Source organism: Corallococcus exercitus (genome assembly GCF_003611585.1).
GTDB lineage: Bacteria > Myxococcota > Myxococcia > Myxococcales > Myxococcaceae > Corallococcus > Corallococcus exercitus.
In genome coordinates, this window is sequence record NZ_RAVW01000039.1 from 1 (window position 1) to 16,417 (window position 16,417).

General features: G+C 71.0%; 15 protein-coding genes. 8 read left to right on the top strand and 7 right to left on the bottom strand.

Annotated features, from left to right (window positions below; translation table 11 throughout):
* From D7W79_RS07705 to thiL, 5 genes are all read right to left on the bottom strand, one after another.
* On the bottom strand, nt 1-463 hold a 463-nt coding region (locus D7W79_RS07705; protein WP_208729663.1), incomplete at its 3' end, for an Hpt domain-containing protein.
* A gap of 67 nt (nt 464-530) precedes the next feature.
* Nucleotides 531-899, bottom strand: coding sequence for a response regulator (locus D7W79_RS07710; protein ID WP_014400067.1), 369 nt, complete (start codon nt 897-899; stop codon nt 531-533).
* Between the two features lie 71 nt (nt 900-970).
* On the bottom strand, nt 971-1,393 hold the full coding sequence (locus tag D7W79_RS07715; RefSeq protein ID WP_120524690.1) for a chemotaxis protein CheW: 423 nt from the start codon (nt 1,391-1,393) through the stop codon (nt 971-973).
* A 57-nt stretch (nt 1,394-1,450) separates the two neighbouring features.
* Nucleotides 1,451-2,824 (bottom strand): methyl-accepting chemotaxis protein, encoded by a 1,374-nt coding sequence (locus D7W79_RS07720; RefSeq protein ID WP_120524691.1) that lies wholly within the window; start codon nt 2,822-2,824, stop codon nt 1,451-1,453.
* Between the two features lie 64 nt (nt 2,825-2,888).
* Nucleotides 2,889-3,851 (bottom strand): thiamine-phosphate kinase, encoded by a 963-nt coding sequence (thiL, locus tag D7W79_RS07725; RefSeq protein ID WP_120524692.1) that lies wholly within the window; start codon nt 3,849-3,851, stop codon nt 2,889-2,891.
* A gap of 139 nt (nt 3,852-3,990) precedes the next feature.
* On the opposite strand from thiL, the gene D7W79_RS07730 reads away from it, so the two are divergent.
* Both D7W79_RS07730 and D7W79_RS07735 read left to right on the top strand, forming a co-directional pair.
* On the top strand, nt 3,991-5,106 hold the full coding sequence (locus D7W79_RS07730; protein ID WP_120524693.1) for an aquaporin: 1,116 nt from the start codon (nt 3,991-3,993) through the stop codon (nt 5,104-5,106).
* A 77-nt stretch (nt 5,107-5,183) separates the two neighbouring features.
* Nucleotides 5,184-6,515: an MgtC/SapB family protein gene (locus D7W79_RS07735; protein ID WP_120524694.1), complete on the top strand. Its 1,332-nt coding sequence runs from the start codon at nt 5,184-5,186 to the stop codon at nt 6,513-6,515.
* On the opposite strand, the gene D7W79_RS07740 is transcribed toward D7W79_RS07735, so the two are convergent.
* Together D7W79_RS07740 and D7W79_RS07745 are read right to left on the bottom strand one after the other, a co-directional pair.
* Nucleotides 6,512-8,008 carry an ATP-binding protein gene (locus tag D7W79_RS07740; protein ID WP_120524695.1) on the bottom strand — a complete coding sequence of 499 codons (1,497 nt, stop codon included), beginning with the start codon at nt 8,006-8,008 and terminating at the stop codon, nt 6,512-6,514. The genes D7W79_RS07735 and D7W79_RS07740 overlap by 4 nt on opposite strands.
* Nucleotides 8,005-8,730, bottom strand: coding sequence for a GTP-binding protein (locus D7W79_RS07745; RefSeq protein WP_120524696.1), 726 nt, complete (start codon nt 8,728-8,730; stop codon nt 8,005-8,007). Before D7W79_RS07745 ends, D7W79_RS07740 begins: the two co-directional genes overlap by 4 nt.
* Before the next feature lie 270 nt (nt 8,731-9,000).
* On the opposite strand from D7W79_RS07745, the gene D7W79_RS07750 reads away from it, so the two are divergent.
* From D7W79_RS07750 to D7W79_RS07775, 6 genes are all read left to right on the top strand, one after another.
* On the top strand, nt 9,001-9,540 hold the full coding sequence (locus D7W79_RS07750; RefSeq protein WP_120524697.1) for a GNAT family N-acetyltransferase: 540 nt from the start codon (nt 9,001-9,003) through the stop codon (nt 9,538-9,540).
* A gap of 259 nt (nt 9,541-9,799) precedes the next feature.
* Entirely contained in the window at nt 9,800-11,635 is a 1,836-nt protein-coding gene (locus D7W79_RS07755; RefSeq protein WP_120524698.1) for a type IV pilus twitching motility protein PilT, read from the top strand.
* A gap of 1 nt (nt 11,636) precedes the next feature.
* Nucleotides 11,637-12,743, top strand: coding sequence for a type IV pilus twitching motility protein PilT (locus tag D7W79_RS07760; protein ID WP_120524699.1), 1,107 nt, complete (start codon nt 11,637-11,639; stop codon nt 12,741-12,743).
* A 120-nt stretch (nt 12,744-12,863) separates the two neighbouring features.
* Nucleotides 12,864-13,283, top strand: a complete 420-nt coding sequence (locus D7W79_RS07765; RefSeq protein WP_120524700.1) for a DUF5684 domain-containing protein — start codon at nt 12,864-12,866, stop codon at nt 13,281-13,283.
* A 109-nt stretch (nt 13,284-13,392) separates the two neighbouring features.
* Entirely contained in the window at nt 13,393-14,433 is a 1,041-nt protein-coding gene (locus D7W79_RS07770) for a beta-propeller fold lactonase family protein (protein ID WP_120524701.1), read from the top strand.
* Nucleotides 14,434-14,565: 132 nt separating this feature from the next.
* Nucleotides 14,566-16,413, top strand: a complete 1,848-nt coding sequence (locus D7W79_RS07775) for a methanol/ethanol family PQQ-dependent dehydrogenase (RefSeq protein ID WP_120524702.1) — start codon at nt 14,566-14,568, stop codon at nt 16,411-16,413.
* The last annotated feature ends 4 nt before the right edge of the window (nt 16,414-16,417 follow it).

Genomic DNA, 16,417 nt, shown 5'->3' on the forward strand with positions numbered 1-16,417 from the left:
ACCCCTCTCCGCCGTCTCCGGGCGTCGAGGACTTGAGCACGGTGACGTGGGCCACGCGGGTCGCGGCGGGGGCATGGCCGGTGAGAGACTCCACGCGGGTGCCCAGCTGCTTGAGCAGCCCTTCGGCCTGCTCCGGTTCGCGGTTGGCCGCGACGGCGCGCACCTGGGCCGTGAGCGTGTCCGCGGCGTTGAGCAGCAGGTCCACCAGGTCCCGGTCCAGGAGCTTGCGGTCCTGCCGCACCGCGTCCACCAGGTCCTCCACCCGGTGCGCCAGCATCGCGATGGGCTCGAAGCCCATGGACGACGCCATGCCCTTCACCGAGTGGGCGTGCCGGAACATCGAGTCCACGGTGCTGGCGGTGGCCTCGCGCTCCAGCGCCACGAGGTCCCGCCCGAGCGCCTCCAAGTGCTCGGTGGCCTCCGAGATGAAGAGGCCCAGGTACCGGGACATGTCCATCGTCATGAGCCGGCACCTCCTTCAGGCGGACGGGACCGCGACCCGGGCGGGCGCGGCCCCCTTTCGCGCCGCTTCAGGCCTCGCCCAGCACCTTCTTCACGACCGCCAGCACGTCCTCCGCCCGGAACGGCTTGACGATGAAGTCCGAGGCACCCGCCTCGATGGCCTCCATCACCAGGCTCTCCTGTCCGAGCGCCGAGCACATGATGACGACCGCGCTGCTGTCGGCCTTGATGATTTCCCGCGTCGCTTCGATGCCGCTCTTGAAGGGCATCACGATGTCCATCGTCGTGAGGTCCGGCTTCAACTCCTTGAACTTCTCCACGGCCTCCAGGCCGTTGGCCGCCTCACCGACGACCTCGAACCCTCCAGACGCAAAGATGTCCTTGATCATGTTGCGCATGAAGATGGCGTCGTCGACGACCAGCACCCGCTTAGCCATGTGAAGAACTCCGCCTCCGTTTCAGGCCTAGAGGGAGCGCACCCTATCACCGGCCGTTTCCGGGGGGCTACTCACTTGGAGGGAGTGAACAAGGCAACGACCGCCGCATCAAGTCCTTCCGGATCCAGCACGGTCACTCCCAGACCGCCCAGGCGGGCAACGCCGCGAACCGCGGGCATGACCTTGCCCGGGGCCGCGCTCACGCGCTCCACCGCCTCGATGCCATCCACATCCGTCACCAGGAGGCCCAAATCCCTGCGACCCCGGTCCAGTAGCACGACACGGCACAGGGGGGTGGGACCTTCTGGCAGGTGCAGGAGCTGCCGCAGCTCCACCACCGTCACCACCCGGCCGCGCAGGTTCATCACGCCGGTGATGGCGGGCGGGGCGCGGGGCACCCGCGTGTAGCGCTCCGGGGGCACGACGACCTCCCGGACGGCCGACAAGGGCAACCCGTAGCGTTCCTTCTCGACCCGGAAGATGACGTGCCGCACGGAAGAAGGCCCTTGTACCGGAAGGCGGCTTACAGCGGGGGGGACGGACGGGGGCGCTCAGGGCCCCAGGCGGAAGCTGCGCACCACGCTCTGCAGCTCCACGGAGAGGTTGGTCAGCTCGCTCGCCAGCGACGTCATCCGCGACACCGCGGCCGTCTGCTCCTGGATGACGGCCTGGATGGCCTCCGTGGAGCTGGCGTTGTTCTTCGCCACGAGCTTGATCTCCTCGATGGCCTTCACCATCTCCTCGCTGCCCTTCATCTGCTCGCGGGTGCTGTCGGAGATGAGCGTCACCTTCTCCGCGCCCTTGCGCGCGGTGTCGGTGATGGCCCCCATGGAGCGCATGATGTCGGTGAGGTCCTCACGGCCCTCCGCCAGCTCCGCGATGCCTTCCTTCATGGCGCTCACGACGGAGGTGGACTGGCCGGAGATGTCGCGCGCCAGGCGCGAAATCTGCTCCGCGGAGCGGCCCGCGCTCTCCGCCAGCTTGCGCACCTCATCCGCCACCACCGCGAAGCCGCGGCCGTACTCGCCCGCGCGCGCCGCCTCGATGGTGGCGTTGAGGGCCAGGAGGTTCGTCTGCTGCGCCACCTGGGTGATGGCGTCGACGATCTTCGAAATCTCCTGCGTCTTCTCGCCGAAGGCGAACACCTGCTGGCTGGCGGACTCGATGCGGTTGAAGACCTTCTTCACCTTGTCGCCCGCGAGCCGCGCCGCCTTGGAGCCGTCCTCCGCGCTGCTGCTGGTCTCCGCGGACGTGCGGGCCGCGTCCAGCGCGCTCGCCGCCGTGCGCTGGATGCTGCCGGCCATCTCCGTGATGACCTTGGAAGCCTGGGACACCAGCTGGGACTGGGTCTCCGCGCCGCTGGCGATCTTCTCCATCGACGAGCCCACTTCCTCCGTGGACCCGTTGACGTTCTCCGCGCTGCGCTGAAGGTCGATGGCGGTGTCCGCCACGCTCTTGGCGGTGTCCTGAATCTTGCCCACCAGCTCGCGCAGGTTCTCCTGCATGCGGGAGATGGCGCCCGTCAGCTCGTCGATTTCATCGCGGGTGCTGTGCACCTCCGCGGCCACGGGCTTGGACAAATCTCCCTGGGAGATTTCGAAGGCGGAGCGGCTGAGCACCTTCACGCGGGTGACGCGCGCCAGCAGGGACGGCAGGTACGCCGCGCCGCCGAAGGTGAGGAGCACGCCCACGCCCACGCGGATGATGAAGGCCCAGCGGCCCCAGGACGCGTCGAAGAGGCTCTCCGTGCAGAGCAGCCACGTGCCCAGCAGCAGGCCCAGGAGGATGTAGCCGGTGGTGATCTTCCGGTGCAGGGACTGCTCGCGGACCACCTTGGGGCCCTCGACGGCGCGCAGCAGTCGCTGCACCGGCTCGCGTCGGGGGGTGAGGCCAGAGGAGGGGTCGTCGCGAAGGGGGCGGCGCACGGAGTGCTTTCAGCGGGAGGGGCGGAAAACAGCCCTGGGGTTTAGCCTTGCTCTCCGGTACGGGTCAATCATCCGGCTGGATCTGCCTGCCTGACCGGGCGAAGTGATCGAATCCCGCGGGCGGGGTCAGAAGGCGCCCCCCTGCGTCGCGAACCCGCAACGCCCTCTCCCGGGTGAGCGCGCCGATGCGCGTCACCTGCTGCCCGGCGCGAGCACACGCCCGCTCGAACGCCTGCATGCGTGAAGGTGGGACGGCGAGCAGCAGCTCGTAGTCCTCCCCTCCCCGCAGGGCCCCCTCCGGCCCCAGCGCCGAGCGCACCGCGGGCGACAGGGGCAGCCGGTCCAGCTCCAGCTCCACGCCCACCCGGGACGCGGCGCACAGGTGCCCCAGGTCCTGGGCCAGCCCGTCCGACACGTCCATGCCGGCGGAGGCGAAGCGCGCGGCCAGCTGTCCCAGGGCGATGCGGGGCTGGGGGCGGCGCTGGCGCTTCACGGCCGCGCCCCGGCGGACCCCGGCCTGGAGGTGCTGGAGGCCCAGGCGCGCGTCGCCCAGCGTGCCGGAGACATAGAGCCCGTCCCCGGGCCTGCCGCCCGCGCGGGTGAGGGGCGGCCGGGACAGCTCCCCGGTGACGGTGAGGGTGACGGACACCTCGCGCGCGGAGGTGAAGTTGCCGCCCACGAGCATGATGCGGTGCTCCTTCGCGAGCGCGGCCATGCCCCGGCCCAGCGCGGACAGCTCGCGGACCGGGAAGTCCCCAGGCAGCGCGAGCGCGCAGACGAACCAGCGCGGCGTGGCGCCCATGGCGGCCAGGTCCGACAGGTTCACCGCGAGCGCCTTGTGGCCGATGTCGGCGGCGGAGAACGTGGCGCGGGTGAAGTGCACGTCCTCCACCACGGCGTCGGTGGTGACGCACAGCGCGCCCTTCATGGGTGCGAGCACGGCGCAATCGTCCCCCGGCCCCACCGGCACCCGCGCGCGCGGGAAGCAGGCAAGGAAGCGTTGGATGAGGTCGAACTCGCCGGGCATGGAGGGCGAGAGAGACCACGCTCGCGCCCGGTGACGCAATGCTGACCAGCGAACCGGCGGGCGGGAGCGGGCCCCATTGCGTTGACGGTGTCGGACGGTGCAGGCATAGGACAAGGGAGTGCCCTCCTCCGTCACACCCATGGACCTGCGCCGCCGGCTGGTGACGGAAGCGCTGGGGTGCGCGCTGCTGGTGGTGGCGCTGGAGGGGTCGCACCACGTCGCGGAGCACCTGGGCGCGAGCGCCACCGAGGGACGCCTCTTCATGTCCCTGTCATGCGGCGCGGTGCTGGCGTGCCTCCTGTGGGTGCTCCGGCCGCTGTCGGGCGCGCACCTGAACCCCGCGCTCACCTTCGCGGACGCGCTGGGGGACCGGACGCCCTGGCGCGAGGTGCCGCTGTACGCGCTGGCGCAGCTGTCCGGCAGCCTGGTGGGGCGGCTCGTCGCGCACCGCATGTGCAACGAACCGCTGCTGCTCACCTCGAAGCTGCCCGCGGCGGACGGGGCCCGGTTCCTCACGGAGATGGTGGCGACGTTCGGGCTGCTGGTGGTGGTGCGGGGCTGCGTGCGCACGCGTCCGTCGGCGATGCCGCTGGCCATCGCGGGGTACGTGGCCGCGACGGTGTGGTTCACGGACTCGCGCTCGCTGGCGAACCCGGCGCTGGTGCTGGCGCGCGCGGCCAGTGCCCACATGGGCGTGATGAGCCCGTGGGAGGTGGAGTCCTTCATCGCGGCGCAGCTGCTGGGCGCGGCGCTGGCGGTGTTCCTCTTCCGGTGGCTGCTCGGCGGCACGCCCCGGCCCGTGGCCACGGCCGTGGAGACGGTCGTCTTCGAGTGCGCGGAGGCAGGGCCCGCGCACCTGGCCGCCGCCCTCTTCAACACGCTGGCGCACCCGGACCGGGCCCGCGCGGTGGTGTCGCCGCCTCCGGGCTCCGGCCTGGATGACGGGCCGCCGCTGGCGGTGGCGGCGCTGATGCGCGAGGCGAACCTGCGCGCCGCGCCCGCGCGCGACCGGAACGTGCCCGCGTCGCACAACGTCCTCATCGACGTCGCGGGTCAGGCCCCAGGCATGGACGCACGCGTGCGCGAGCGCTGGTCGCTGCCCGCGCTGTCGCTGAAGGACGAGGCCGGGGCGAAGGCGCTGCAGGCGGCGCTGCGGCCCAAGCTGCACCAGCTGCTCGCGCGACGAGGCTGGGAGCGGCTGCACGTCGTCAGCGGCGGCGGCCCCGCCCCGGAAGGCCCTCGCGCCCTCACCTGACGCGAGCCCGCGTGACGGGATGCGGCGTTGACGTCCGCGCGACAGGCGAGCATGACGGTCCGAGAGAGGGTTTCACCATGATGGAAGGGCTTCCCCCCGTCGTCTCCTGGCCGCCGCTGCAGACGCTGATGCGGCTGACGCTCGCGCTCGCGGTGGGCCTGTTCGTCGGGCTGGAGCGCGAGTGGCGGGGCAAGGAGGCCGGCCTGCGCACGTTCGGCTTCGCGGCGCTCCTGGGCGGCATGGGCGGCCTCCTGGGCCCGAACTTCGCCCTGCTCAGCCTCGCGCTGCTGGGCGTGCTGCTGTGCTTCCTCAACTGGCAGTCCCTGCGCGCCAACGGCGGCGCGGAGCTGACCACGTCCGCCGCGCTGCTCGTCACGGGCTTCACCGGCGTGCTCTGCGGCCTGGGCCATACCGTGACGCCCGCGGCCGTGGGCGTGACGACGGCGGGCCTGCTCGCGTGGAAGGAGCGGCTGGCCACCTTCAGCCATAAAATCACCGCCGAGGAGCTGAGAAGCGCCATCCTCCTGGCCATCCTCGCCTTCGCCATCTACCCGGTGCTGCCCTCGCAGCCGGTGGACCCGTGGGGCCTCATCGAGCCGCGCGCCGCGTGGGTGACGGTCATCCTCATCGCGGCCATCGGCTTCGTGAACTACCTGCTGTGGAAGGTGTTCGGCACGCACGGCGTGGAGGTCACCGGGTTCCTGGGCGGGCTCGTCAACAGCACCGTCACCGTGGCGGAGCTGGCCAACCGCGTGCGCGAGACGTCCGGGCGCCTGCTCGACGTGGCCTACCGGGGCGTGATGCTGGCCACCGCCGCCATGGCGCTGCGCAATGCCGTCTTGCTGGGACTGCTCTCCTTCCGGGCGCTGGTGGACTCCGCCATCCCGCTGGTCCTCATCCTCCTGTCCAGCACGGGCCTGGCGCTGATGCGCTCGCGCACGGAGGTCGCGCCCGGCGCCGAGCCGCCCGCCCTGCCCCTCAAGTCGCCCTTCTCGCTGCCGTCCGCGCTGAAGTTCGGCCTCATCTTCCTGGCGCTCCAGGTCGTGGGCACCGTGGGCCAGACGCTGCTGGGCCGCTGGGGCTTCTACGCGGTGAGCGCGCTGGGCGGGCTGGTGTCCAGCGCGTCCGCGGTGGCGTCCGCCGCGTCGCTGTGCGCCAACGGCACCATCTCCCCCACGACGGCCGGGGTGGGCGCCATCATCGCGTCACTGGCCAGCGCCGCCATCAACTTCATCCTCGTGGCGCGCGTGTCCGAGCAGCGCTCGCTCACGCTGCGCCTGGGCCGGGCGCTGGGCGTCGTGATGCTGCTGGGGCTCGCGGGCGCGCTCGTGCAGACGCGCCTGCCCACGTTCCTTCCGAATGGTCCGGGAGGGCCGGGGCTCCTCAAGCCCCACGACCCCGAGCACTAGAAGCGGTCCGGCTCCGGCATGGGCGGCGCGGCGCTCAGTCCCCGGTCCTGCATGGGCGGGTGCAGCGGCAGCTGGACGATGAAGCGCGAGCCGTGGCCGAACTCGCTCTCCACGCGCACCCGGCCGCCGTGGCCCTCCACCAGGCTCTTCACGATGGCCAGGCCCAGCCCCGCGCCGCCGAACTCGCGCGTGGAGCTGCCGTCCACCTGGTAGAAGCTCTGGAAGATGCGCTCGAACTCCTCGGCGCGGATGCCCACGCCGGTGTCCTCCACGCTGATGCGGTAGCCGGGCACGCCCAGCTCCTGCTGCATCGCCGCGTCCGACAGCGTCACCTTCACCCGGCCGCCCGCGGGCGTGAACTTCACCGCGTTGGCCAGCAGGTTCACCACCACCTGGCGCAGCTTGTCCAAATCCCCCGCCAGCCTGGGCTGCGGCGTGTGCGGCAGCCGCACCTCCAGCTCCAGGCCCTTGCGCTGCGCCTGCGGCAGCACGCTGGAGACCGCCGTCTGGATGACGTAGCCGGGGTCCACCGGCGCCATGGACAGGCGCAGGCGGCCCGCTTCAATCTGGCTCAGGTCCAGCAGCGAGGAGATCATCGAGAGGAGCGTCTCGCCCTTCTCCACGATGGTGCGCACGTACTGGAGCTGCTCCGGGTTGAGCGGCCCCGCCAGCCCCTCCGCCATCATCTCCGAGTACCCGAGGATGGACGCGAGCGGCGTGCGCAGCTCGTGGCTCACCGTGCCCAGGAAGGTGGACTTCAGCCGGTCCAGCTCCTTGAGCCGCGCGTTCGCCTGGAGCAGCCGCGCGTTCTGCGCCTCCAGCTCGCGGTGCACCTCCAGCGTGGACTCCAGATGCAGGTGCGTGGCCAGGTACGCCTTCTGCCCGCTGGCGACGAGCGCGCCCAGCACCTGGCCGAAGTGGCCCAGCACCTGTGCGGCGGTGCGCTCGGGTACGCGGCGCACGCGGCCCAACAGCTCCTGCGCGCGCTCCAGGTCCAGCCCCTGGATGCCGGTGAGCGTCTCCGGGAAGTCCGTCAGCTCCTCCGGCGTGAAGGGCCCCAGGATGACCCGGCCCAGCAGGTCGCCGTCCCAGCGCACCGGCATCACCACGTAGCGCAGGCCGGTGAAGCAGGTGAGCGCGATGAGGCCCGCGGCCTCGGACACGTCGCCGTCCGCCACGCGCCCGCCGGCCTCCGGCAGCACGGGGCCGTCCTTCACCCGGCCCACCATGGCGGTGCACGCGTGGCGGCCATCCGGGAAGGAGAAGACGTAGGCGCAGAAGTCGCCGTGGCCCACCTTCACGTCCGCCAGCTTGTTGCCGCGCGTGTCCAGCACCTTGATGCCCACGCGGTACAGGTCGCTGAAGCCCTTCACCACCTCCGTGAAGGACGGCAGGTCCAGCAGGTCCCCCAGCGACAGGCGCCGCTGGAGCGCGGACTCGCGCCGGGGCGCGCTCGCGGTGTTCCGGGGTCCTCCGCCTGGCGCTCCGCTCATGGCGCCCTCCCGCTCTCCCTGCCGCCGGGAATGGAGCCGGGCCCGTAGCGCCCCTCCAGCTCCGTGCCGCTCAGGTCGATGTGACGGAAGATCTGCCCCAGGAACTCCTCTTCGCTGAGGCCCACGTTGCGCGACAGCTGCGCGCGGCCCTCCAGCGCACGCCAGGCCGTCTGCACCACGGCGTGGAAGGTCTCCACCACGCCCTCGCCTCGCACGGCGACGGAGCCCACCACCGGCTGACTGCCCCGGCGCTGCACCTCCGCCAGCTCCGCGTCCGTCAGGCTGTCCGGCAGGTCGCGCTTGTTGAACTGGATGACCACCGGCACCTGCGTGGGGTCCAGCTCCATCTCGCGCAGGTTCTCCTGCAGGTTGCGCCAGTAGTTGTTGTTCTCCTGGGCCGCGTTGCGGCGGCTGTCCGCGATGAAGACCACCGCGTCCGCGCCCTGGAGCACCACCCGCCGCGTGGCGTTGTGGATGACCTGACCGGGCACGGTGAAGAGCTTCACCTTCACCTTGAAGCCCGTGGAGGTGGAGAAGAAGACGGGCAGCAGGTCGAAGAAGAGCGTCCGGTCGTCGTGGGTGTCCACCGACAGGAGGCGCCCTCGCACGTCCGGCCGCGCTCGCGCGTGCAGCTTGCGCAAGTTCGTCGTCTTCCCGCTCAACCCGGGGCCGTAATAGACGATCTTGAGCGTCAGCTCGCGCTGGGCGTGGTTGAGTTGCAAGGGGCAGAGCTCGGACCGAGGGGGACCCGGACAGGGGTTTTATAATGGCCTCACGTCCCGCGCGGAAGGCCGCTCGCAGTCCAGACGGCGGGGCGGGACGCGCCTTCCCGGAATGACGCTCCCGCGCGCGACGTTTCAAGAGGTTCCTGCTTCCCGCCTGGGAGGAGGACGTCTCCCCACACTGAAAACAGGACAATGCGCGCGGAATGATCGCGTGCATGGGTACGGGGGGACCGGTTAGGATCGCGGACGCGACGGAGGAGCAAGGCGATGACGATGAAGCAGGTGGACCCTGGCGTCGAGGTGGCGGCCCCCACGCCGGTGCTGGATGGAGCGACGCTCCCCAATGATCTGGTGAACGGGGTCAAATTCGGTCCGCCCACCGACGAGGACCTCACCACGGTGTCGGCCCTTCGCGCCAACTCCGAGCCCTGGAAGGGGCGGGGGGAGAGCCAGGAGGAGAGCCTCAAGGCCCTCACCCAGCTCAAGCCCTTTCTCCACGTGGCGCGGATCCAGAACCAGGTGGTGGGCTACGTGACGGTGGAGCGCGACGGCCCGGTGCCGGGCGCGGCCTACCTGCGCAACATCGTGGTGAAGCCGGAGCTGCGGCGCCAGGGTGTGGGCGAGAAGCTGCTCGACAAGGCGCTGGACGCGGCGCGCGACATGTACCGCAAGACCATCGCCCTGCGCGTGGATCCGGCGAACGCGCCCGCGGTGGGCTTCTACCGCAAGGCGGGCTTCACCACGGTGGCCACGGTGGTCTCCAAGAAGTCCGGCAAGCTGCGGCTCCTGATGTCTCGCGAGCTGTAGTCCGCCGCACCCCAAACGAACCGGCTGTACCCGACGGGAGGGGCCCTCACACGGCCGCTCCCGTCGTGCGTTGGGGGACATGCCCCCAGGATGACCTGGGACGCGGCGGTCGACTATCCTCGGCGGAGTTTCCACCCCGCCGGGCCTGACGCACGGCAGCGGTGGGGCCTCCCCCTGAATGAAACCGCTCGCAGAGCTGCTGCGTCATCTGTCGCGTCCCGGAATCACCGAGCTGGCCCTGGCCAGCGGCCGTCCTCCGATGGCGCGCGGCGCCACCGGCTACGAGCCCGTCGATCCCGGCGCCCTCTCCACCGATGATCTCGTGAAGGCCCTCCAGGCGATGGTGGGCATGGCGCGGGCGTCCACGGTGTCGGAGACGCCGGTGCAGTGGACGGTGAACGCCACCGGCCTGGGTTCCATCTCCATCGCGGCGGTGCGCCGGGGCGAGCTGATGAACGTGCGCCTCACGCGAGGCGCGGAGGGTGCGGCGCAGGCCGCGGCTCCAGCGGCGGCGGCTCCCGCAGCGGCGGCTGCCGCGCCCACGCGCACGCCCTACGCGGGAGTGCCGGCGGTGGCCGCGCCCGCGCCCGCTCGGACGTCCACGGTGGAGACGGCCGCGCGAGCCGCGCAGCCCGGTGGGTTCAGCGCCGTGGATGCGGCCCGTACGGGCCAGGCGGGAGGCATGGCCTCGGCAGGCGCCGCCGCGCGGGGTGTTCCCGGCGCCGCGGTCGCATCGCCCCAAACGGGCGCGGCTTCCGCGTACGGCGGTGCGGGCGCGGCCGGATACTCGGGTGCTGCCCACGCCGGTGTTGCTGCTCACGCCGGTGCTGCTACCCACGCGGGTGCTGCTGCCCACGCGGGCGCGGCGGCCCATCCGGCCGCCCACCCGAATCCCCCCGCGCGGGTCATCCCCATCTCGCGCACGACCTCCGCTCCGGGCCGCGACCTGACCGTGCTGCTGGAGCAGGCGCGCAGCATGCTCGCCAGCGACCTGCACCTGGTGGCGGGACGGCCTCCGCTGCTGCGCATCGCCGGGGAGCTGCTGCCCCAGGACACGCCGCTGTCACCGGAGACGGTGGAGCGGCTGCTGCTGCCCATCATCCCGGAGCGGCTGCGGCACGTGCTGGAGAAGGACGGCAGCGTGGACTTCGCGCTGGACTCCGAGGACACCGGCCGCTTCCGCGTCAACGTGGGCCGCCAGCGCACGGGCCTCAAGGGCACCTTCCGCCTCATCGCCCGGGAGATCCCCACCCTGGAGTCGCTGGGCCTGCCCGCGGACATCGCCAAGGCCACGCACCACCACCAGGGCCTCATCGTGCTCACCGGCCCGTCCGGCCACGGCAAGACGAGCACCCTCGCGGCGCTGGTGGACATCATCAACCGCGAGACGACGCACCACGTGCTCACCGTGGAGGATCCGGTGGAGTACGTGCACCCGCGCAAGCGCGCCCTCATCAGCCAGCGCGAGGTGGGCACCAACACGCGCACCTTCGCCAGCGCCCTCAAGGGCAGCCTCCGCGAGGACCCGGACGTCATCGTCGTGGGCGAGTTGCGCGACACGGAGACGGTGCGCATGGCGCTCGCCGCCAGCGAGACGGGCCACCTGCTCATCAGCACCATGAACACGCCCAGCGCGGCGAAGACCATCGACCGGCTCATCGACCTCTTCCCGCCGGGAGACCAGCAGCAGGTGCGGCTGTCGCTCTCCAGCGGCCTGCGCCTCATCGTCAGCCAGCGGCTGATGCCCAGCGCGGACGGCAAGTCCATGGTCGCCGCCGCCGAGGTGCTCACCGGCTCCGTGGCCCTGGGCAACCTCATCCGCGACAACAAGACGTATCAAATCCCCTCCCTCCAGCAGCGCGGCAAGTCGCTGGGCATCATCCGCTTCGAGGACTCGCTCTCGGACCTGGCGCGCTCCGGCAAGGCGACGCTGGAGACCGTGAAGGGCTTCGCGGAGAACCCGGACGAAATCGAGGCCATGGTGACGGGCAGGAGGCCCGGCGCCGCTCCCACCGTGTCCCCGCCAGCCTCCGCCCAGGAGGGCGCGCGGATGCTGTCCAAGGTGGGCTCACTGCTTGGCAAGAAGGGCGCCTGACATGACGGACACCCCTCGCATCGCGACCTGGTTCGACGTGCTGCTGGACAGGAAGGGCAGCGACCTGCACCTGGGCGTGGGCTACCCGCCCCTGGGCCGCATCCGCGGCGAGCTCGTGCCATTACGAGACGAGCCCCTCACCTCCGAGGAGCTGGAGTCGCTGCTCTTTGAAATCTGCTCGCCCGAACAGAAGCGGCAGATCACCGAGGAGCTGGACCTGGACTTCGCCTACGGCTACGGCACCAAGGCCCGCTTCCGCGCGAACTACTTCTACAAGATGACCGGCATTGGCGCGGTGTTCCGCACCATCCCCAGCAAGGTGCTGACGCTGGAGGACCTGAAGACGCCGGAGGTGGTGCGCAAGCTGGCGGACCGCCGCAGCGGCCTGGTGCTGGTGACGGGCCCCACGGGCTCAGGCAAGTCCACGACGCTCGCGGGGATGATCAACCACATCAACAAGACGCGCGCGTCGCACGTGCTCACCATCGAGGATCCGGTGGAGTTCGTGCACGAATCGCTCAAGGCCCAGGTCACCCACCGCGAGGTGGGCCCGCACGCCTCCAGCTTCGCCACCGCCATCCGCTCCGCCGGCCGCGAGGACCCCAACGTCATCCTCATCGGCGAGCTTCGCACCAACGAGACCATGAAGCTGGCGCTCCAGCTGGCCAGCTTCGGCGTGCTCGTCTTCGCCACGGTGCACACCAACAGCGCCCCCGCCACCATCGACCGCATCATCAACGCCTTCCCCGCGGACGAGCAGGGCCAGGTGCGCGGCATGCTCGCGGAGTCCCTGGCCGGCATCGTCGCCCAGCAGCTCATCAAGACCGCGGACGGCAAGGGCCGCGTCGCCGCGCTCGAAATCCTGGTGGGCGGTCCCGCCATCGCCGCGATGATCCGCGAGGGCAAGGTGTTTCAGATCGCCTCCAAGATGCAGGCCGGCCAGAGCCAGGGCATGCAGACCCTGGACATGCACCTGGAGCGGCTGGTGAAGGACGACGTCATCGTCCCGGAAGCCGCCCTGGAGAAAGCCCAGGACAAGGAGAATTTCGTGAAGGTCATCCAGCGGCTGAAGCCGGACTGGCAGGTGCCGGAGACGCTGAAGGCCTGAGCCGAACCCCCTCGGGAGGTGAAGGAATTTGCATTCACCCCCCGACTTCGCGTTTGTTCGGGAGTGAACGTGGACCCGCCCACCGGGGCGGAGGCCCACACTACTTCCGAGGGGGAAGTCATGGATCAGCAGCAGCTTGAGATGATGCAGCAGATGCAGGAGCAGCAGTCGGCGGGCCCGGGTCCGCTGTTCTGGATCTTCTACCTGGCCTTCATCGGCCTGATCGTCGCGGGCCTGTGGAAGACGTTCGCCAAGGCGGGCGAGCCCGGGTGGGCGGCCATCGTGCCCTTCTACAACATCTACGTGATGACCAAGATTGTCGGCCGCCCGGCGTGGTGGGTGGTGCTGGCCATCCTGCCGTGCGTGAACATCATCGCGCTGTTCATCATCGGCATCGACATGGCGAAGTCCTTCGGCAAGGGCGTGGGCTTCGGCATCGGCCTGGCGCTGCTCGGCCCGGTCTTCTACGCCATCCTCGGCTTCGGCGACGCGCAGTACCAGGGCCCCGCCGCCGCCGCCGGTGGCGCGTCCCCGGCGTAGTCGTCCCCACGGCCTTCCGGCCGTGAACGGCGGCGGTGGAGTGGCCTTCCGGTCGCTTCACCGCCGTTCGTGTTTCGGGGCTCCCCTCGCTTCGGGTAGAGCCCGGCCCATGGCTTCCGCTCCCCACCGCTTCCGTGTCCTCGCCCTGGCGCTGCTCGTCTCCACGGCCTGTGGTTCGCGGGGCTGTTCGCAGGCGCCTGGACCGCTCGTGTACGTGAGCAACGAGGGCTCCGACGACCTCTCCGTCATCGACGCGTCCACGAACCGCGTCATCGCCACCATCCCCGTGGGCAAGCGGCCCCGGGGCCTGCGCCTGTCCGCGGACGGCCAGCGGCTCTACGTGGCGGTGAGCGGCTCCATGCGGGCGCCCCCGGGCGTGGACGAGGACACCCTGCCCCCGCCGGACCGGACCGCGGACGGCATCGCGCTGGTGGACACGAGGACGCGCCAGGTGCTGCGGGTGCTGGAGAGCGGGGACGACCCCGAGTCCTTCGACGTGTCCCCGGACGGCCAGCGCCTCTACGTCTCCAACGAGGACGCCGCGCGAGCGTCCGTGGTGGACGTGGCCACCGGCAAGGTGACGCACGCGGTGCCCGTGGGCGGAGAGCCCGAGGGCGTCACGCTGCGCCCGGACGGCCGCTTCGCCTGGGTCACCAGCGAGGAGGACCACCACGTCTACGTCATCGACACCGGCACGCAGGCGGTGGTGGCGCGCATCCCCGTGGGCGGCCGTCCGCGCGCGGTGGCCTTCACGCCGGACGGCGCGTGGGCCTTCGTCACCGCGGAGCAGGGCCGCACCGTCACCCGCGTGGACGCGAATACGCACCAGTCCAAGGGCACGCTGACCTTCCCGGAGACAGGCGCGAAGCCCATGGGCGCGGTGGTGTCCCCGGACGGCCGCACGCTGTACGTCACCACCGGGCGCGGCAAGGCGCTGGCCGTCATCGACGTGGCGGACTGGAAGGTGCTGCGCACCGTGCAGGACGTGGGCGAGCGCCCCTGGGGCGTGGGCATCACGCCGGACGGCAAGCGGCTCTACACCGCCAACGGCCCCTCCAACGACGTCTCCGTCATCGACCCCGCGACGGGTCAGGTCCTCACGCGCATCCCCGTGGGCACGCTGCCCTGGGGCATCGCCGTTTCACGCTGAGAGCAGGGACTGGACCCGGGTCCAAGGCCTCCGTCGAGCGGTGGACATCGTGTCGGCCCGCAATCGCGTGTCCAACGGCTCACGGCACACCTGCCGCGACAAACCCCCAGGGTTGCCTAGGGTGTCGCGTCTATGTCGTACCGAAGCCGCCTGCCACCGCTGGTCCTCGCCGGTCTGTTCCTCCTGACACCGGGTTGCAAGAAGGAGGGTGGCGCTCACCCGTCCTCCGCCCAGGCCTCCAGCAATCTGCCCGCCGGGACGACGAAGCCGGACGCGTCGAAGCTGGCGGAGGATGACGGCCAGTGGCTCACGGCGTCCAAGGATGCGGCCAACACGCGCTACAGCCGGCTCAAGGACATCCACGCGGGCAACGTGAAGGACCTGAAGCTCGCGTGGACGTGGTCCACGGGGCTGGTGCGCGGGCATGAGGCGGCGCCGCTGGTGGTGGGCGGCACGATGTACGTCGTCACGCCCTACCCCAACCGGCTGGTGGCGCTGGACCTGACGAAGGAGGGCGCGCCGGTGAAGTGGACGTACGAACCGGCGCCCTCGCCCTCGGCCCAGGGCGTGGCGTGCTGCGACGTCGTCAACCGGGGCGCGGCGTACGCGGACGGGCGCCTCTTCTACAACACGCTGGACGCGCACACGGTCGCGGTGGACGCCCAGACGGGCAAGGAGCTGTGGAAGACGAAGCTGGGCGACATCAACAAGGGCGAGACCATGACCATGGCGCCCCTGGTGGTGCGCGACCGGGTCATCGTGGGCAACAGCGGCGGAGAGATGGGCGTGCGCGGCTGGGCCGCCGGCCTGGACACGAAGACGGGCGCCATCGCGTGGCGCGCGATGAGCACGGGCCCGGACGCGGACGTGCTCATCGGGCCCCACTTCAAGCCCTTCTACGCCTCCGACCAGGGCAAGGACCTGGGCGTGCGCACCTGGCCCCCGGACCAGTGGAAGATTGGCGGCGGCAGCGTGTGGGGCTGGGTGTCGTACGACGCCGCGCTGGACCTGGTGTTCTACGGCACCGGCAACCCCGGCCCGTGGAACCCGGACCAGCGGCCCGGGGACAACAAGTGGACGTGCGGCATCTTCGCGCGCCGGCCCTCCACGGGTGAGGCCGTCTGGTTCTACCAGTGGAGCCCTCACGACCTGTACGACCACGACGGCATCAACGAGTCCATCGTCGCGGACCTCACCGTGGACGGGAAGCCGCGCCAGGTGCTCATCCACCCCGGGCGCACCGGCTACGTCTACGTGCTGGACCGCGCGACGGGACAGGTGCTGTCCGCCACGCCCTTCGGCCACATCACCACCAGCACGGGCGTGGACCTGAAGACGGGGCGCCTGCAGCCGGTGCCGGGCATGGAGACGGGCTTCGACAAGACCATTCGTGGCATCTGCCCCGCGGCGCCGGGGTCCAAGGACTGGTCGCCCTCCGCGTTCAACCCGGAGACGGGGATGCTCTACATCCCCGGCAACAACCTGTGCGAGGACGCGCAGGGCTACGAGGCCAACTACATCGCGGGCACGCCCTACGTGGGCATGAACACGAAGATGTACGCGGGCCCGGGCGGCAACCGGGGCGAGTTCATCGGCTGGGACGTGGCCGCTGGCAAGAAGGTCTTCGGCATCCCGGAGAAGTTCCCGGTGTGGAGCGGCGTCGTCGTCACCGCGGGCGACGTGGCCTTCTACGGAACGATGGACGGCTGGTTCAAGGCCGTGCACGCGCGCACGGGCCAGGAGCTGTGGAAGTTCAAGGTGGGGAGCGGAATCATCGGCCAGCCCATCACCTTCCGCGGTCCGGACGGGAAGCAGTACGTGTCCGTGCTCTCCGGCGTGGGCGGCTGGGCGGGCGCCATCGTCTCCGGCGAGCTGGACCCGCGCGACGACAACATCGCCCTGGGCTTCGGCGGCGCCATGAAGGACCTGCCGCAGAACACCACCCGCGGCGGCATGCTCTACACCTTCGCCCTGCCCTGAGCCT